Genomic DNA, 16140 nt, shown 5'->3' with positions numbered 1-16140 from the left:
CGGGTTAGGTTTAACCCTATCAACACGACACATGCATTAATAAGAACGCACTTTCGGCGGGAATGCCGCGCGTAGCTTAGGTTGCATGTTTACCTCACGGCGGGTCATGCTTTCAGTGCCTGGCAAATAGAGCGAATGGCACAACCAGTTGGCATCATCACGTTCCGGGAAATCGAAGCGGCTATGCGCGCCACGGCTTTCGGTACGGAAGTTTGCTGACACGGCAGTGGAAAACGCAGTTTCCATCAGGTTATCCAACTCCAGACACTCAATACGCTGGGTATTGAACTCGCCAGAAGTGTCATCCAGACGGGCATTTTGCAGACGTTCGCGGATAGTTTTTAGCTCTTCCAATCCTTTAGCCATCGCATCACCTTCACGGAATACCGAGAAGTTATGCTGCATGCAGGATTGTAATGCTTTGCGGATCTCAACCGGATCTTCACCTGAGCGGGTGTTATTCCAGCGGTTCATTCGATCCAGTGATGCTTCAATATCAGAATCACTGGCATCGCGACTAGCGCCCTGCTCCATCAAAGACTCTTGCAGATGCATACCGGCTGCGCGACCAAAGACCACCAAGTCCAGCAATGAGTTACCCCCCAAACGGTTGGCACCGTGGACGGAAACACAGGCAATTTCACCCACAGCAAACAGACCAGGGATGACAACATCCTCACCCTTTTCATTTACTGTGATGGCCTGACCGGTCACTTTGGTCGGAATTCCGCCCATCATATAATGGCAAGTTGGGATGACCGGGATAGGTTCTTTAATAGGGTCAACGTGTGCGAAGGTACGAGATAACTCAAGGATGCCCGGCAGACGGGATTCCAGCACATCTTTACCCAAGTGATCCAATTTCAGTTTGGCATGCGGGCCCCAAGGGCCATCACAACCACGGCCTTCACGGATTTCAATCATAATAGAACGCGCAACCACATCACGACCGGCCAAATCTTTGGCGTTCGGTGCATAGCGTTCCATAAAGCGCTCGCCGTGTTTATTCAGCAGGTACCCGCCTTCACCACGGCAACCCTCGGTAACCAACACGCCCGCCCCGGCAATACCTGTCGGGTGGAACTGCCACATTTCCATGTCCTGCACCGGTACACCGGCACGTAAGGCCATGCCAACACCGTCACCGGTATTAATGTGCGCATTGGTTGTTGATTGGTAAATACGGCCGGCACCGCCGGTGGCCAGCACGGTGGCCCGCGCTTTGAAATAGACCACTTCACCGGTTTCAATGCAGATAGCCGTACAGCCCACAAAAGCGCCATCCTGATTCTTCACTAAATCCAGTGCATACCACTCAGAGAATATAGTGGTGTGGTTTTTCAGGTTTTGCTGATAAAGGGTGTGTAACAGTGCATGACCGGTACGGTCAGCCGCAGCCGCGGTACGCGCCGCTTGCTCACCACCAAAGTTGAGCGACTGCCCACCGAATGGCCGCTGATAAATGCTGCCATCTTCTAAACGGGAGAACGGTAACCCCATGTGTTCCAATTCAAGCACCGCTTCAGGGCCTGTTTTACACATATATTCGATGGCATCCTGGTCACCGATATAATCGGAACCCTTTACCGTGTCATACATATGCCATTCCCAGTTATCTTCATGGGTATTACCCAGTGCGACAGTAATACCACCCTGCGCAGATACAGTATGGGAACGGGTTGGGAATACTTTGGATATCAGGGCGCAAGACAGCCCCATTTGTGAAATTTGCAGTGCCGCGCGCATACCTGCGCCACCCGCACCAACAACAACAGCATCAAACTCTCTGACCGGCAGTTTCATTTAAGCACCCCACACCACAATTGTTCCATATAATAGGTAGACCAGCAGCGTAATCACGACGGCCAGTTGTAACACCAGTCGAACCGCTAGCGGCTTGATATAGTCCGTTAATACCTGCCACAGACCAATCCAGGCGTGAGCCAGAATCGACAGCAATGTCAGCAGGGTAAATACTTTTGTGATGTGCGAAGCAAAGAAGCCACGCCAGATTTCATAGGTGATGTCTGGGACAATAACAACGAAGCCCAGAATATAAAGAATATATAGAGTGATGACGATTGCAGAAGCACGCAGTAACAGCCAGTCGTGTACTCCATTACGCCCTAACGCAGAAGCATTGCTTACCATACAAGGACTCCAGCTAAAACTGACAGCACCAAGGTTAACACCATGACGACTTGGGCGGAGCGGGTCCCCGCAGCCAAGCTCTCTTCGACATAGCCAAAATCCATAAGCAAGTGACGGATGCCACCGCAAACGTGATAAGCCAGTGCCGTGAGTATTCCCCAGAAGATGAATTTAACAAAAAAGCTATTCATGACAGCCGCGGCTTGCATGAACCCTTCTTGCGAGGATACAGACAAACCTAACAGCCAAAGGAGGATACCAACGGCAACGAAAGTCATTACGCCAGAGACTCGGTGTAAAATGGACGCTATCGCAGTAACAGGAAATCGAATCGTTTGCAGATCCAAATTGACAGGTCTTTGTTTTTTCACGGTTTTGCCCACACAGCTCTTATTATTTTCCTTCCTCCGGGCCTGGGCATGGATCAGACAGCGTTAAGAGCCGAAACCCTTCACATCGCACATTTAGACATAACATCCTGAATGCTTAAATGGCGTGTTCTGTATAACGCTGGGTGCTCCTACTTCAGGGTAATCCGGAGACCTGGCGGCAGTATAGGTGGTTCACATTCTTATTACAATTCCCACACAAACTGATTGGTAACATTTCCCCTGAACAGTGATTAGGATCACGATTTACACAATTTATATAAAATTAATTATCTGATTTGACAAAGAATAAACATTTCCATTACAACTAGGGTAGAAATAAGCCCTATGATGCACTAAAGGTCTGCGGATACACTTCCCCATAAGCTTAAGTTATGCAACAGTGTAGTGAGTGAATATCCCCATAGATATCGTAGGCAATGAACCATAAACGATAAGTATCCGACAAATCGTTAACAACTTTGTAACGTCGCCATCAATCCAACCCCACGGATTGTTGGCCGCATTGGCGAGACACTCTGTACCCTAAATCATGTTTTTATAGTGAATAAAACAGAGCAGTGCTGATGAGGAGATGACCCCAGGGGCATCTAAGACATTTCAGTTGTTAGGGGTTTTAAAATAAGCGCTAAGGAGACTGTAAATGGCTAACAAAAATGCGACGCTGAATCTGGAAGGCGAAGCTGCGATCGAACTGGGCGTGCTATCCCCAACTCTAGGCACCGATGTGATTGACATCCGTACCTTAGGTTCTAAAGGGTATTTTACCTATGACCCTGGGTTCACCTCTACCGCATCCTGCGAATCAAAAATTACCTTTATTGACGGTGATGAAGGGATATTACTGCATCGTGGCTATCCGATTGATCAATTAGCAAAAAATTCCACTTATCTGGAAGTTTGCTACATCCTGCTATACGGCGAAACCCCCACCGCAGAAGAGTATGAAACCTTCAAAGCAACAGTCACCCGCCATACCATGATCCACGAGCAGATAACCAGTCTGTTCCGCGGGTTCCGCCGCGACTCACACCCTATGGCCGTACTCTGCGGTGTGACAGGCGCACTGGCCGCTTTCTACCATGATGCGCTGGATGTTAACAATGAGCGGCATCGTGAAATTACCGCCTTCCGTCTGCTGTCAAAAATGCCGACAGTCGCCGCAATGTGCTACAAATACTCCATCGGCCAGCCGTTTGTTTATCCACGCAACGACCTGTCCTATGCCGGTAACTTCCTGCGCATGATGTTCTCTACCCCATGCGAAGAATATGAAGTTAACCCGGTGTTGGAACGCGCGATGGATCGTATTTTCATCCTGCATGCCGACCACGAACAGAACGCATCAACCTCTACCGTACGTACTGCCGGCTCATCGGGTGCTAACCCGTTTGCCTGTATTGCTGCGGGGATCGCTTCTCTGTGGGGGCCAGCTCACGGCGGTGCGAACGAAGCCTGCCTGAAAATGCTGGAAGAAATCAAAAGCGTTGAACACATTCCAGAATTTATCAAACGTGCCAAAGATAAAAATGACTCATTCCGCCTGATGGGCTTCGGTCATCGTGTGTATAAAAATCATGACCCGCGCGCGACTGTCATGCGTGAAACCTGCCATGAAGTGTTGAAAGAGCTGAACCTGAACGATAACTTGCTGGAAGTGGCGATGGAGTTAGAGCATATTGCGCTGAACGACCCGTACTTCATCGAGAGAAAACTGTATCCAAACGTCGATTTCTACTCAGGTATCATCTTGAAAGCGTTGGGTATTCCGTCTTCCATGTTCACCGTAATCTTTGCTATCGCCCGTACCATCGGCTGGATTGCTCACTGGAATGAAATGCACGATGACGGCATCAAAATCGCCCGTCCGCGTCAGCTTTACACCGGTTACGCCGAACGTGACTTCAAGAGCCAGTTGAAGAAGTAAGCAGATTTACTTGTCTGTTTAATCAAGAAACGCCACCTTAGACGGTGGCGTTTTTTATAGTGGAATCAGTGGATTGCGCCACCTGCAATATGCAAATCATGATCAACCTGTAATGCAATAGAAATAGCCAACTCCAGCGCTATCACTACCGATTGTGCTGACATACTTGGCGCACCAGGATGATTGACCGCCTGCTCAGGTAAATAAGGGATATGAATAAAACCGCCCTTAATCTCATTATTCGTCTGATTCAGTCGATGCAATAACCCATACATGACGTGGTTACAGACATAGGTGCCAGCAGTCTGGGACACCGAGGCCGGAATACCTGCGTCACGAATCCCCTGCACCATGGCTTTGATCGGTAAACGGGTAAAATAAGCCGCTGGGCCATTTTCAACTATCGGCTGGTCGACCGGCTGTTTGCCAAGATTATCCGCAATGCGGGCATCATCAATATTAATCGCAACCCGCTCGATGGTGATATCAGCGCGCCCACCAGCCTGACCAACGGCCAACACCAATACGGGCTGAATATCATCTATTGCAGCATTGAGTACGGTTAGTGCCTCACCAAAAGCGCATGGCAACTGACGCGCGACCACTCTGACGCCACCCAACATTAAATCATTCAGTTGACTAACCACTTCCCAAGAAGGATTCACAGCTTCGCCACCAAATGGCTCAAACCCGGTAATTAATACTCGTCTCATCGCCTCTCCTAGAGGAACATCAGGAAATACAGTAAAAATACGTTAACAATCAGAAGAGTGACCCCAGTTGGGATCTGAGCTTTGATCACCGCATTTTTATCCGGCAGCTCCAATAATGCAGCAGGAACAATGTTAAAGTTGGCAGCCATTGGGGTCATCAGGGTGCCGCAGTAACCAGAGAACATGCCGATAGCGGCCATCACTGCCGGGTTACCGCCATGCTGCAACACTAAAATAGGGATACCAATACCAGCAGTGACAATAGGGAAAGCTGCAAAGGCATTCCCCATAATCATGGTGAGTACCGCCATGCCAATAGCATAGACTGCCACGGCAATAAAGCGATGATCTACCGCCAGATATTCCTGCGTCAGATGGGCAATCGCCGTCCCGACACCCGCCGTGGTAAACAACAGACCAAGTGTCGCCAGAATCTGCGGCAAGATAAATGCCCAGCCGATAGAATCCAATAAACGCCGTGCTTCCTGCACCGGCTGAGCGGCAGTTTCACGGGTCATAAGTACCGCAATCAGCAAGCCGAGGACACAACCGACTGTCATCGAGAATAACGTCACCAAAGTGGCATGGTTACCCGCACCAAATAACCACAGATCCAGAGCTGGAATATTATTAAACAGTAGCACGCCGATAACAGTGACAACCGGAATGGTCAGTGCCGGCAGGAATAACCGGTTACCGAGGCGCCTGGCGCTCATTTCACGTTCTTGCTCGGTGCGCTGGTGATAGCTACCCAGTTTTACCCCGCCAAAACCGGCAATTAGCGCCATGATAACCACCACCACGCCGACAGTAATATTCAGGACCCGCTTTTCATCTGGCCCCTCACCCGCCAGGGTGTTTGCCAGGCGGTAAGTCCAATCTCCCACCAGGAAAATCAGCCCATACAACCCCCAAAACAGCCCGGTGGTGATACGGCGCGGGTTAGCTTTATCGCGAAATGACATGACGGCAACTATCAGTAATACTGCGCCAGCCAGCCAATATAGATATTGTTGTTGGAAAATCATTTGGCGTCTCCCTTAGTTGCCAGGGCAGACTGATTCAGCGCGGTTAATTCAGCGGCGAGATGTTTATCTAAACGTTGCAAACGATAGGCATGGATAAGGAAGGCACAGATAGCCGTCGGAATCCCCCACAACGCAATATGCAGCGGCTCGGTTTGGATACCACCGGACTCCAACATAAAGTTATGCATAAAAATGATGGCACCAAAAGCGACAAAAATATCTTCACCAAAGAACAGGCCAACGTTATCGGTTGCCGCTGACATGGCGCGCAGGCGATAACGCACTTTCTCCGGCAACTCACCATAACGCGTCTTTGCCGCACCTTCAGCCATCGGGGCCAATAGCGGCCGAACCATCTGCGCATGACCACCAAGGCTGGTTAACCCCAGTGCTGCGGTGGCTTCACGAACAAACAGATACACGATCAATAAGCGGCCAGAAGTGGCACTTTTAATTTGCGAAATCCACGCCTGCGCCCGTTCTTTCAAACCATGGCGTTCAAGTAAGCCAATAACCGCCAGTGGCAGTAACAGAATCAAGGGCAAATTACGGGTGTTCAAAAAGCCCTCACCCAGTTTTTCTAAAATAGTGGCTATTGGCATCAGTGCCGCCACACCTGTGATGATCCCGGCGCTAATCACCACCAAAACTGCGTTTATGCGCAGTAAAAATCCTATTACAATCGCCGCGATCCCAATCAGCGGCCAAAGGTTTACCGTTTGTTCCAAGGTGCTTCTCCTGTCCTAAAATAGGTTTATTAGTATCTAACTTATGATGCTATTCCACCCGGGCCAGGCGGTTATGGTTTTTACTACCCAGTTATTGCGCGGTGACGATGATATTTTCCTGCTGAAAACTGTCACGTAAACGGCGGGCAAAATTCAAAGCATGCGCACCATCACCATGCACACAAACCGTGTCCGCCTGCACTGGCACCCAACTGCCATCACGCGCCTGCACCTGATGACGTTGCACCATGGCTAAGGTTTGTGACAAAGCCAAGTCGTCACTTTCAATTAACGCATCGGGCTGACTACGCGGTACCAGCGTGCCATCGGATTGATAACGGCGATCGGCAAACACTTCCTGACGCGTCACCAAACCCGCCCGTTCACCCGCACGAATCAATTCGCTTCCCGCCAACCCCACCAACCGTAATGTCGGGTCGACAGCCTTGACCGCTTGAGCGATAGCATCAGCCAGCAGCGGGTCGAGTGCCGCCTGGTTGTACAACATGCCGTGAGGTTTCACATGCTGCATGATTCCCCCTTCGGCTTTCACGATGGCGGCTAGCGCACCGAGTTGGTAAACCACTTGGGCGTAGACTGTCTCAGGGGGTAACTGCATGGCCGTGCGGCCAAAGTTTTCGCGATCCGGAAAGCTCGGGTGTGCGCCAATCGCCACGCCATACTCAATGGCCCAGCGCACCGACTGGCGCATGGTTTGCGCGTCACCGGCATGAAAACCACAAGCAATATTAGCTGAACTGACCAATTGCAGCAGCGCCTGGTCATTAGCACAGCCTTCACCTAAATCTGCGTTTAAATCAACCTTCATGTGGCCTCCACAGTATCGAATCCTGACTGTAAGCCCCATTCAATCTGCTGCAAGAAATGTTGTTGTTCTGACTTGGCACGAAGTGCTTCTTCTACAGTACAGGGCACAAAATGCACCGATTCTCCGAGGCGAAGTTGCGCCAAATGGTAGAGATCAGCTTCAATCACGCAGGCAATTCGCGGGTAACCGCCAGTAGTTTGTGCGTCTGCCATCAGCACAATGGGCTGGCCGTTATGCGGCACTTGCACCACTCCGGGCAATAAGCCGTGGGATAGCATCTCGCGAGAAGTGGTGCGCGTTAATCCGCGCCCGGTCAGGCGATACCCCATCCGGTTACTTTGCGGGCTGAGTTGCCAGGCTTCACGCCAAAAAGCGCCCTGTGAAACAGGGTCAAATTCATGATATTCCGGCCCCGGTACGGCACGCACGCGGTTACCAAATAGCAGTTGTTTAACACCAACAGATTCACGCGGTAAACGTGTCGGTTTACCCAATGGCAAGCAGTCACCCTCTTTAATAAGCCGCCCCTGATAACCACCAAAGCCTGCTTTTAAATCTGTGCTGCGTGACCCCAGCATTTCCGGCACATCAATACCGCCAGAAATTGCCAGATAACTGCGCATACCATGATGTGGCACACTGAGTTTTAACTGCTGGCCCGGCTTGACCGGATAACGCCATCCCGTCCAGAGCAATTGATCACCCAACATGGCTTCACAACCCGCGCCCGTTACTGCAATCCAGCCCGGTCGGGTAAACTCGGCAGTAAATTGGCCCAATGTAATTTCTAGCCCAGCGGCACCCGCCTCATTGCCCACCAGCATATTCGCCATACTCAGCGCCGGTAAATCGAGAGCCCCGCCCTGACTAATGCCTAAGCGACGAAAACCGCCACGGCCACTGTCTTGCACCGTGGTATAAATCCCTGAACGAATAATCTTCAGCATACGCCCTCCTTTAAAGGCAAGAAGCGCACATTATCACCAGGACGCAACAAGGTTGGCGGCATCTCTAATGGATTAAACAATGCCAGTGATGTGCGGCCAATCAATTGCCAGCCACCCGGCGTTGCCAGCGGATAGATACCGGTTTGGCTGCCCCCAATCCCGACAGAACCGGCGGGCACAACCAGACGTGGCTCCGCGCGTCGTGGTGTTGCCAGTTGCTCCGGCATGCCCCCCAGATAGGAAAAACCCGGCTGGAAGCCAAGGAAATAGACGATATAACTCACCCCTGCGTGACACTCAACCACCTGACGTTCAGTCATACCGGTATGACGCGCCACCTCTGCCAAATCTGGCCCGGCTTCACCGCCATAAATCACCGGAATGGTGACATCGCGCGATTCAGGTACTAATGACTCACTCTCTTCCCACCAACGTTGCAGCCGTTCGATAGCATCCAATGCGGTATGGTGTGGATCTGTCAGCAATAGCGTCAGGTTATTCATTCCGGGGATGGCTTCAAGTACATCGGGATGATGAATCAGACGATCAGCTAACCCCCAAATCCGTTGCTGACTTGCTAATGTAACCGGCGGCTCCAGCTCCAGAACCACCGCACTTTCTCCCAGTAAATAGCATCGCGCTCGTTGCACTCCCGTCCCCCTGATTAATTTCTAGCTTTCATTTTTTATATAAATACTCGTTATAAGTTTATATTTATGCGTTAGCGTCTGGCCGCTGTCAATAGAACTGAATTATCTAATAGCTGTGAGCAATCACTAAACCTGATGAAAAGGCCAATATTAATCCCTACAAATACTTCTTTTTATAGTTTTTTCACTATAACAGGAGGATAGATACGATTTTTTCTTATTTAGAATCAGAGTAGAGCGAGAAGATATTCTTAAAAACCACCGTTTTATCCCCCATCCACGGCCAGATGATGATTTTAAATAGCCGGCAGAAGAACAAGACCTTGTTTTACGTATGGTTTAATGATGCTTTAACGAGGAAAAATCAGCGGCAGGTTATGCACCGATACTGATTACCGGTGCATAATGTCACATTGGGTCAGGCTGGATTAGGGATATCGATAAAGATAACGTCAAGCTGATGATGGTTCGCGAGCCACTCACCCAATGCTTTAATACCATAACGCTCCGTGGCATGGTGCCCTGCCGCATAAAAATTCACCCCCATCTCACGGGCAATATGAATTGTCTGCTCAGAAACCTCGCCAGTGATGAATGCATCAACACCAAATTCAGCCGCTTGCTGAATATATCCTTGCCCGCCCCCGGTACACCAGGCAATACGGCGCACATCCGCTGGTGCGCGATCACCACAATGTAACACCGGGCGTTCCAGTAGCTTTTCCAGCCGTTCACGTAAAATGACTGCGTTTAATGGCGTATCAAATTCACCATAGGGTAATAGGGATTCAATTTCCCCCAGCACCCGAATCCCCAGTAACTTCGCCAATTGCGCGTTATTACCCAATTCTGGATGCGCATCTAACGGCAAATGGTAGCCATACAGATTGATATCGTTGGTCAGTAACGTTTTCAGCCGGTTACGTTTCATTCCCCGCACAGCTACCGGTTCATTTTTCCAGAAATAGCCGTGATGCACCAAGATAGCATCGGCCTGTTGCCCAACCGCCGCATCCAGCAATGCCTGACTGGCGGTGACGCCAGTCACTATGCGCCGGACCTCCTCACGCCCCTCAACCTGCAAGCCATTAGGTGCATAATCCTGAAAAGCCGTAGTGTCAAGTTGCTTATTGAGTAGAGCTTCCAGTACGGTATTGCGCATTTTGTCAGTCTCACTATTTAGTGTGCGTTAAGCTCATTTTAGCAAAATAAACGATAATTAGAATTTTTGGCTATCACCTTGATCCATTAGGATAAAGTTAGCGCCCATATCATTACCTTGCTCTAGTTCAGTTGCGATGAGTTTCCGCACATCCTGACCCTGCTGGAATGAGGGTTTGATATGGCTGATGACCACCGGTAAGCCCTTTAATGGCTGCCCTTCACCGCTATATTTCTCAAGATTTTTCAATTCCTTCAGCAACCACTTGGGAGTCATGTGGCCATACAACTTGCCATCATCCACTTCGTTCGGATAAGAAACTTCAATAATCATCCCTTTCAACTGCTGCTGTTTGACCTTTTCTGCCAATTTACGCCAGATCGTGTCCAGATTTTTCGACTTTTCTATCTCATCCGGACCTGTATCACCAAAATAGGCGAAAGCCGCATTATTGCTGGTGATAAGCAACATTGAAGAAGGTGATTTGTCATGACTTAAGGGATACATTTCGCCGGTTAAATGAGTCAGTCCCAGGCTTAATGATTGAGCCGGACGCACCAGTTGCAACCGGTAAGTCCCCAAACGCGTGCCACTGCCACTGTCCGTAAAATTGGGCCAGACGCGCCAGTTAAAATAGTAATTTCTCAGCACATCGATAGTATCAGCTGATGCATAAATAGTTTTTTTGCTGTCTTCCGGCGAGCCGATAATCAGCCCAGAGACATGATCAAGATGGGCATGGCTGATGAAATAGCTGTTAATGCGCTGACGGAAAATGTAGCCCTGCCGAGTCAACGGTGCAGCCATTTCATCCGTAATATCTGAGAAATTACCTTTCGCCAATGCTTTGGCTATCCCCGGCAGCACCGATCCGGCATCCAGCGCCAAATACACGGGCTGGCTATCATCGCGTATCAGGTAAGAGGTCAGGTTGCCGTCACTGACGCCACCGTCCACGCCAAGTGCCACCACTTCAAACCCTGCCGCAGCCAGGCTGCTATAAAGGCTAAAAGAGAGAACCAACCCGGCGTTAAACAACCGGTTACGGCGCTTATGACTGCTGGTTTTATTGACTGCCGATGCCGGTTGAGTCGAAATATAGGTCAAAAACATGAAGGCTCCTTGTTATTAGGGATCCTTGCTGCCATCCCGCTTAGCGGCTTCAATTGCCGCGAGTGTTGCCAATCTGGCTTGCTTGTGGTCCACCAGCGGTGGTGGGTAATCCAATGGTTGTTGTTGTCGCTCAGCCCAACGCCATGGCTGATGGATATCACTGTCTGGCACCGCCGCCAGTTCAGGCAACCAGCGGCGAATAAACACGCCGTCTTTATCAAAGCGCTCACCCTGCGTGGTGGGATTGAAAATACGAAAATAGGGTGCGGCATCGGTGCCGGTTGATGCTGCCCACTGCCAGCCGCCATTATTCGCCGCCAAATCACCGTCCAAGAGTTGCGACATAAAATAGCGCTCGCCTTGTCGCCAGTCGATGAGCAAATCTTTAACCAGAAAACTGGCGCTGATCATGCGCAGGCGGTTATGCATCCAGCCGGTTTCATTTAACTGCCGCATGGCCGCATCGACAATAGGATAACCGGTTCGCCCCTGTTGCCAGGCGATTAATTGCTGCGGGGAGTGATTCCATAGTACTGCATCAGTCCAATCAATAAAGGGATGATGCTGGCATAACCGTGGATAAGCCACCAATAAATGGCGATAAAATTCACGCCAGATCAATTCATTAAGCCAGATAAAAGCCCCGCCATCGACATTTTCCAACACTTCCGGACATTCTGCACGCAGGCGATTAACACATTGACGAGGTGAAAGTATTCCCAGCGCAAGATAAGGTGACAGGCAACTGGTGCCCGCCACAGCGGGAAAATCACGTTGCTGTTGATAATCCTGAACATCCTCGCGACAAAAACTGCGCAAACGCTGTAATGCCGCCTCTTCACCCGCCGGAAATAGCGAGTTATCAACCGGTTGTTGCGGGTAATCGAACGGAGCCAAGGGCTGCGAGGGGATCACCGCTGCGGTGGTGCGAGCTTTCGGTGCGGGAACACTGCGGCAATCACTCATCATTAAGCGCTGGATAAAAGCACGGCGAAACGGAGTAAACACTTTATACATTTCATTATTACCCGTCAGGACACTGCCCGGCGGTAATAACACACTGTCATGAAAACCATGACAGGCAATCGCACGATGACTCAGTTTTGTCATCAATGCTTCATCGCGCATCCGTTCATTCAACTCATACTGGTGGTTATAAAACAGTGCATCCACTTGCTGCTGCTGACAAAAATCATCCAACCAGACAATCGAATCGTTAAAGTCATCACACTGATGATAATGCAGCGGGATCGCCCGCGCAGTGAGCGCCTCCTGTAGCAATTGCAGGTTTTGCAGCAAAAAAGCGGCTTGTCGTGGAGCCATATCATGCGCCGCCCATTGTGCTGGCGTGGCAATAAACACTGCAATCACAGTCGCTTGTGGGTCCTGACACGCTGTATGCAGCGCCAAATTATCCGTGATACGTAGGTCATTTCGAAACCAGACCAGATGCGTTGCCATGCCTTATCCTTACTCTGAGTAAAAATTGAAATAGTGCTGCCCGGCCAGATAATCATTGGGAAATTCAACCATATAAGCAGTTATCTGAGCGATCGGTGCACTAAGTGGCAACTCACCTAAGCGATATTGGTCAATCAGTTGCGCTAGCGCCTGACGCTGAGTAGAGGTGAGATAAGGACGGAAATAACCCTGCACATGCATGAGTACATTGGTATGGTTCGCCACAGATGGAGAATGAGAGAGTAGCTGCAGCAAACGCTGGCGATACTCAGCGGTAAATTCAATCAGTGATGACCATTTATCCATTGAGGCAATAAAAGGCCCAATTTCACGGTATTCCGGTTGCGAATGTGCCAGCAACACTAATTTATAGCGGCTATGAAACGCCATCAATTGGCCTCGGGTGATACCTGCTGCACAGAGAGCATCAAGATCATCGCGCGCATGGCAATATTCCAGACTCGGTGTTACCTGATGACTTTGTGGCATTTCATTCTCCATCAATCAATAAAAAGGCCCATGAGCATTCACTCATGGGCCTTTCACTTTACTGCAATTTACCGCCGTAAACCTGATAGTTTATCTCAGTAAAAATATTGCGGTGCTGTTTCTGACTGTTCCAACCACACCGGTTTATCACTGGTTTTCACCCAGACACGGTGCAGATAGCTATAAAAGCGGGCGCGGTCTTTGCGAAATAGCATGACCGGCAGCGCCAATAACCCCATAAGAATCACTGCGACGCGACGCAAGATCACTTGATGTAATGGGTATGCGTTGTAAATGGACATAATAATCCTCCTTTAAAACGCCGTTGTGTAACAGCTAACCCTATTAACCGCAGGCCTATTACCGCTTGGCGTTGAAAGTAAAATAAACAAATTGGAAACTGAGCAAAATTTTACCGCATTGGTTGAAACTTTACCACTCATCCGACCACTCAATTGCATAAAAAAAGAAAAAAAACACCCATTCTGTAATTTTGTTACAGCAAGGTTAATATCACTTTATAATTTGTTGCATTGGCGTTACCGGCAATTTATCAATTAGAAAACTGGATGTATTTACCTAAGAAATATCTACTCCGCTTACTCAATTGAATACTGCATTGCGCCATTGATTAATTTACACGCATTTTCAGCTTATTTTTTGTTCGTTTTTATACTTTTTTTACACGCCTTCCTATTTTTTTATCAAGATCTTTTCTTACAACTTCCTAAGCTGCTGTTATCAAAAAATAAGGGCTGTGGAGGTATATCGTGAGTGTCAGCATCATATGCGGTGCGCTACTGGTTCTACTGCTATTGGGCTATCTGGTTTATGCCCTATTTAACGCGGAGGACTTTTAAATGGCGGCGTCAGGATTTCTACTTATTGCCAGCTTTATGCTGGTGTTGTTGGTGCTGTCTCGCCCATTGGGGGGCTTTTTGGCACGCCTTATCGAAGGCGACCCCTTCACGCCATTGCAAAAAATTGAGGCCGGTTTATGGCGATGCAGTGGGGTAAAAAATGAAGAAATGACCGGCTGGCAATATGCGCTGGCAATTCTCCTGTTTAATATTCTGGGTATTGCGCTGCTGTTCGCGCTGTTAATGATGCAAGGTTCATTGCCTCTCAACCCAGAAAATATGCCGGGAATGTCGTGGCATCTGGCGCTAAATACGGCGGTCAGTTTTGTGACTAACACCAACTGGCAAGCCTATAGCGGTGAAAATACCCTCAGCTATCTCAGCCAAATGGCCGGCCTGACCGTACAGAACTTCCTCTCCGCCGCCACCGGTATTGCGGTTGCTTTTGCACTGATCCGTGCATTTGCCCGTCATTCGGCTGCCACATTAGGCAATGCCTGGGTCGATTTGGTGCGCATCACGTTATATGTCTTATTACCGATTGCACTGATCATCGCGCTGATTTTTGTCAGTCAGGGAGTATTACAAAATCTGGATGGCTACCTGCATATCACCACGTTGGAAGGCGTGAAACAGACCTTACCAATGGGGCCAGTGGCCTCGCAGGAAGCAATAAAAATGCTGGGAACCAATGGCGGCGGCTTCTTTGGTGCCAACTCGGCCCATCCGTTTGAGAACCCGACGGCATTTAGCAACTTTGTCCAGATGCTGGCTATCTTCCTCATCCCCTGTGCGCTGTGCTTCGCGTTCGGCCAGGTGGTTGGGGATACCCGTCAGGGCCATGCGCTTATCTGGGCGATGTCACTGATTTTTGTGGTGGCGGTGGTGGTGGTGATGTACGCCGAGCTGGCCGGTAACCCGCATCTAATCAAGCTGGGCGCGGACAGCAATATCAATATGGAAGGTAAGGAATCACGCTTCGGTATTCTCGCCACCAGCATGTATGCCGTAGCCACCACCGCGGCATCTTGCGGTGCGGTTAACGCCATGCACGACTCCTTTACTGCGCTGGGTGGCATGGTGCCAATGTGGCTGATGCAGATTGGCGAAGTGGTGTTTGGCGGCGTCGGTTCTGGTTTGTACGGCATGCTGTTATTCGTGCTGCTGACGGTGTTTATTGCCGGGCTGATGATTGGCCGTACCCCAGAATACCTTGGCAAGAAAATTGACGTTTTTGATATGAAAATGACCGCGCTGGCGATTCTGGTCACGCCCGCAGTGGTGCTACTTGGCACCGCACTGGCACTCTGCACCGATGCCGGGCGCGCAGGCATTCTGAATCCCGGCGCACATGGCTTTAGTGAAGTGCTCTACGCCCTCTCCTCGGCGGCCAACAACAACGGCAGCGCCTTCGCGGGCCTGAGTGTCAATACGCCGTTTTATAACCTGTTGCTGGCTGCGGCGATGTTTCTGGGGCGATTCGGGGTGATTTTGCCGGTGTTGGCGATTGCCAGCTCCTTGGTGGTGAAGAAACGCCAACCGGCGGGCAACGGCACTCTGCCAACCGCGGGGCCACTGTTCATCGGCTTACTGGTGGGCACCGTGTTATTGGTGGGCGCATTGACCTTTATCCCCGCACTGGCCTTAGGCCCGGTCGCAGAACATCTGCAAATTTGGTTAGTACACTGAAGAG

At 50.0% G+C, this 16140-nt stretch carries 17 protein-coding genes; 3 read left to right on the top strand and 14 right to left on the bottom strand.

The annotated features are described in order from the left end of the window. Positions 1-36: 36 nt before the first annotated feature. Genes sdhA through sdhC form a run of 3 tightly spaced genes read right to left on the bottom strand, consistent with a single transcriptional unit; the run spans position 37 to position 2534 of the window. Entirely contained in the window at positions 37-1803 is a 1767-nt protein-coding gene (gene sdhA, locus HU019_RS01205) for a succinate dehydrogenase flavoprotein subunit (protein WP_174849794.1), read from the bottom strand. Beyond that, the gene (gene sdhD, locus HU019_RS01200; RefSeq protein WP_004700691.1) at positions 1804-2151 is read right to left on the bottom strand and encodes a succinate dehydrogenase membrane anchor subunit; all 348 of its coding nucleotides are present in this window, start codon (positions 2149-2151) and stop codon (positions 1804-1806) included. Next, entirely contained in the window at positions 2145-2534 is a 390-nt protein-coding gene (sdhC, locus tag HU019_RS01195; RefSeq protein WP_005165474.1) for a succinate dehydrogenase cytochrome b556 subunit, read from the bottom strand. The genes sdhD and sdhC overlap by 7 nt, the downstream gene beginning before the upstream one ends. 649 nt (positions 2535-3183) lie before the next feature. Between sdhC and HU019_RS01190 the strand changes: the two genes are divergently transcribed. Then, positions 3184-4467: a citrate synthase gene (locus HU019_RS01190; RefSeq protein ID WP_174849793.1), complete on the top strand. Its 1284-nt coding sequence runs from the start codon at positions 3184-3186 to the stop codon at positions 4465-4467. Positions 4468-4532: 65 nt separating this feature from the next. Here HU019_RS01190 and pcp read toward each other — a convergent pair whose 3' ends face one another. The 11 genes from pcp to HU019_RS01135 all read right to left on the bottom strand — a co-directional run bounded on the left by pcp (position 4533) and on the right by HU019_RS01135 (position 13889). Then, the gene (gene pcp, locus HU019_RS01185; RefSeq protein WP_174849792.1) at positions 4533-5180 is read right to left on the bottom strand and encodes a pyroglutamyl-peptidase I; all 648 of its coding nucleotides are present in this window, start codon (positions 5178-5180) and stop codon (positions 4533-4535) included. An 8-nt stretch (positions 5181-5188) separates the two neighbouring features. After that, entirely contained in the window at positions 5189-6208 is a 1020-nt protein-coding gene (locus HU019_RS01180; RefSeq protein WP_050077785.1) for a DUF979 domain-containing protein, read from the bottom strand. Then, a complete protein-coding gene (locus tag HU019_RS01175) occupies positions 6205-6936 on the bottom strand; it encodes a DUF969 domain-containing protein (protein WP_174849791.1) in 732 nt (243 codons plus the stop codon). Before HU019_RS01175 ends, HU019_RS01180 begins: the two co-directional genes overlap by 4 nt. A 91-nt stretch (positions 6937-7027) precedes the next feature. Then, complete coding sequence (gene pxpA, locus HU019_RS01170; RefSeq protein ID WP_174849790.1) at positions 7028-7765, bottom strand: 5-oxoprolinase subunit PxpA; 738 nt, start codon at positions 7763-7765, stop codon at positions 7028-7030. Continuing rightward, positions 7762-8712, bottom strand: coding sequence for a 5-oxoprolinase subunit PxpC (gene pxpC / locus HU019_RS01165; RefSeq protein ID WP_174849789.1), 951 nt, complete (start codon positions 8710-8712; stop codon positions 7762-7764). Before pxpC ends, pxpA begins: the two co-directional genes overlap by 4 nt. After that, complete coding sequence (gene pxpB, locus HU019_RS01160) at positions 8706-9362, bottom strand: 5-oxoprolinase subunit PxpB (protein WP_174849788.1); 657 nt, start codon at positions 9360-9362, stop codon at positions 8706-8708. The genes pxpC and pxpB overlap by 7 nt, the downstream gene beginning before the upstream one ends. Before the next feature lie 418 nt (positions 9363-9780). Further along, positions 9781-10524 (bottom strand): type 2 GTP cyclohydrolase I, encoded by a 744-nt coding sequence (locus HU019_RS01155; RefSeq protein ID WP_174849787.1) that lies wholly within the window; start codon positions 10522-10524, stop codon positions 9781-9783. A gap of 57 nt (positions 10525-10581) precedes the next feature. Next, the gene (locus HU019_RS01150; protein WP_174849786.1) at positions 10582-11637 is read right to left on the bottom strand and encodes an MBL fold metallo-hydrolase; all 1056 of its coding nucleotides are present in this window, start codon (positions 11635-11637) and stop codon (positions 10582-10584) included. A 15-nt stretch (positions 11638-11652) separates the two neighbouring features. After that, positions 11653-13098: a deoxyribodipyrimidine photo-lyase gene (gene phrB / locus HU019_RS01145; protein ID WP_174849785.1), complete on the bottom strand. Its 1446-nt coding sequence runs from the start codon at positions 13096-13098 to the stop codon at positions 11653-11655. 9 nt (positions 13099-13107) lie between these two features. Beyond that, positions 13108-13587, bottom strand: a complete 480-nt coding sequence (locus HU019_RS01140; protein ID WP_174849784.1) for a YbgA family protein — start codon at positions 13585-13587, stop codon at positions 13108-13110. A gap of 95 nt (positions 13588-13682) precedes the next feature. Continuing rightward, a complete protein-coding gene (locus HU019_RS01135; protein ID WP_174849783.1) occupies positions 13683-13889 on the bottom strand; it encodes a YbfA family protein in 207 nt (68 codons plus the stop codon). Between the two features lie 468 nt (positions 13890-14357). Here HU019_RS01135 and HU019_RS20490 point away from each other — a divergent pair, with 468 nt between their 5' ends. Together HU019_RS20490 and kdpA are read left to right on the top strand one after the other, a co-directional pair. Then, positions 14358-14447 (top strand): K(+)-transporting ATPase subunit F, encoded by a 90-nt coding sequence (locus HU019_RS20490; RefSeq protein WP_032819844.1) that lies wholly within the window; start codon positions 14358-14360, stop codon positions 14445-14447. After that, positions 14448-16136 carry a potassium-transporting ATPase subunit KdpA gene (gene kdpA, locus HU019_RS01125; protein ID WP_174849782.1) on the top strand — a complete coding sequence of 563 codons (1689 nt, stop codon included), beginning with the start codon at positions 14448-14450 and terminating at the stop codon, positions 16134-16136. It begins immediately after the preceding gene. The last annotated feature ends 4 nt before the right edge of the window (positions 16137-16140 follow it).

It is taken from the genome of Yersinia artesiana (assembly GCF_902726545.1).
Lineage (GTDB): Bacteria > Pseudomonadota > Gammaproteobacteria > Enterobacterales > Enterobacteriaceae > Yersinia > Yersinia artesiana.
Note: the sequence above shows the minus strand (reverse complement) of the source record. Positions and strands in the feature narration are given on the sequence as shown.

Excerpts from the sequence above, each read along its gene's own strand:
- HU019_RS01140 (WP_174849784.1), bottom strand. The coding sequence starts at position 13,587 with ATGCCACAAAGTCATCAGGTAACACCGAGTCTGGAATATTGCCATGCG.
- kdpA (WP_174849782.1), top strand. The coding sequence starts at position 14,448 with ATGGCGGCGTCAGGATTTCTACTTATTGCCAGCTTTATGCTGGTGTTG.
- phrB (WP_174849785.1), bottom strand. The coding sequence starts at position 13,098 with ATGGCAACGCATCTGGTCTGGTTTCGAAATGACCTACGTATCACGGAT.
- HU019_RS01190 (WP_174849793.1), top strand. The coding sequence starts at position 3,184 with ATGGCTAACAAAAATGCGACGCTGAATCTGGAAGGCGAAGCTGCGATC.
- HU019_RS01150 (WP_174849786.1), bottom strand. The coding sequence starts at position 11,637 with ATGTTTTTGACCTATATTTCGACTCAACCGGCATCGGCAGTCAATAAA.
- HU019_RS01135 (WP_174849783.1), bottom strand. The coding sequence starts at position 13,889 with ATGTCCATTTACAACGCATACCCATTACATCAAGTGATCTTGCGTCGC.
- pxpC (WP_174849789.1), bottom strand. The coding sequence starts at position 8,712 with ATGCTGAAGATTATTCGTTCAGGGATTTATACCACGGTGCAAGACAGT.
- pcp (WP_174849792.1), bottom strand. The coding sequence starts at position 5,180 with ATGAGACGAGTATTAATTACCGGGTTTGAGCCATTTGGTGGCGAAGCT.
- HU019_RS01180 (WP_050077785.1), bottom strand. The coding sequence starts at position 6,208 with ATGATTTTCCAACAACAATATCTATATTGGCTGGCTGGCGCAGTATTA.
- sdhA (WP_174849794.1), bottom strand. The coding sequence starts at position 1,803 with ATGAAACTGCCGGTCAGAGAGTTTGATGCTGTTGTTGTTGGTGCGGGT.
- HU019_RS01155 (WP_174849787.1), bottom strand. The coding sequence starts at position 10,524 with ATGCGCAATACCGTACTGGAAGCTCTACTCAATAAGCAACTTGACACT.
- sdhD (WP_004700691.1), bottom strand. The coding sequence starts at position 2,151 with ATGGTAAGCAATGCTTCTGCGTTAGGGCGTAATGGAGTACACGACTGG.
- pxpA (WP_174849790.1), bottom strand. The coding sequence starts at position 7,765 with ATGAAGGTTGATTTAAACGCAGATTTAGGTGAAGGCTGTGCTAATGAC.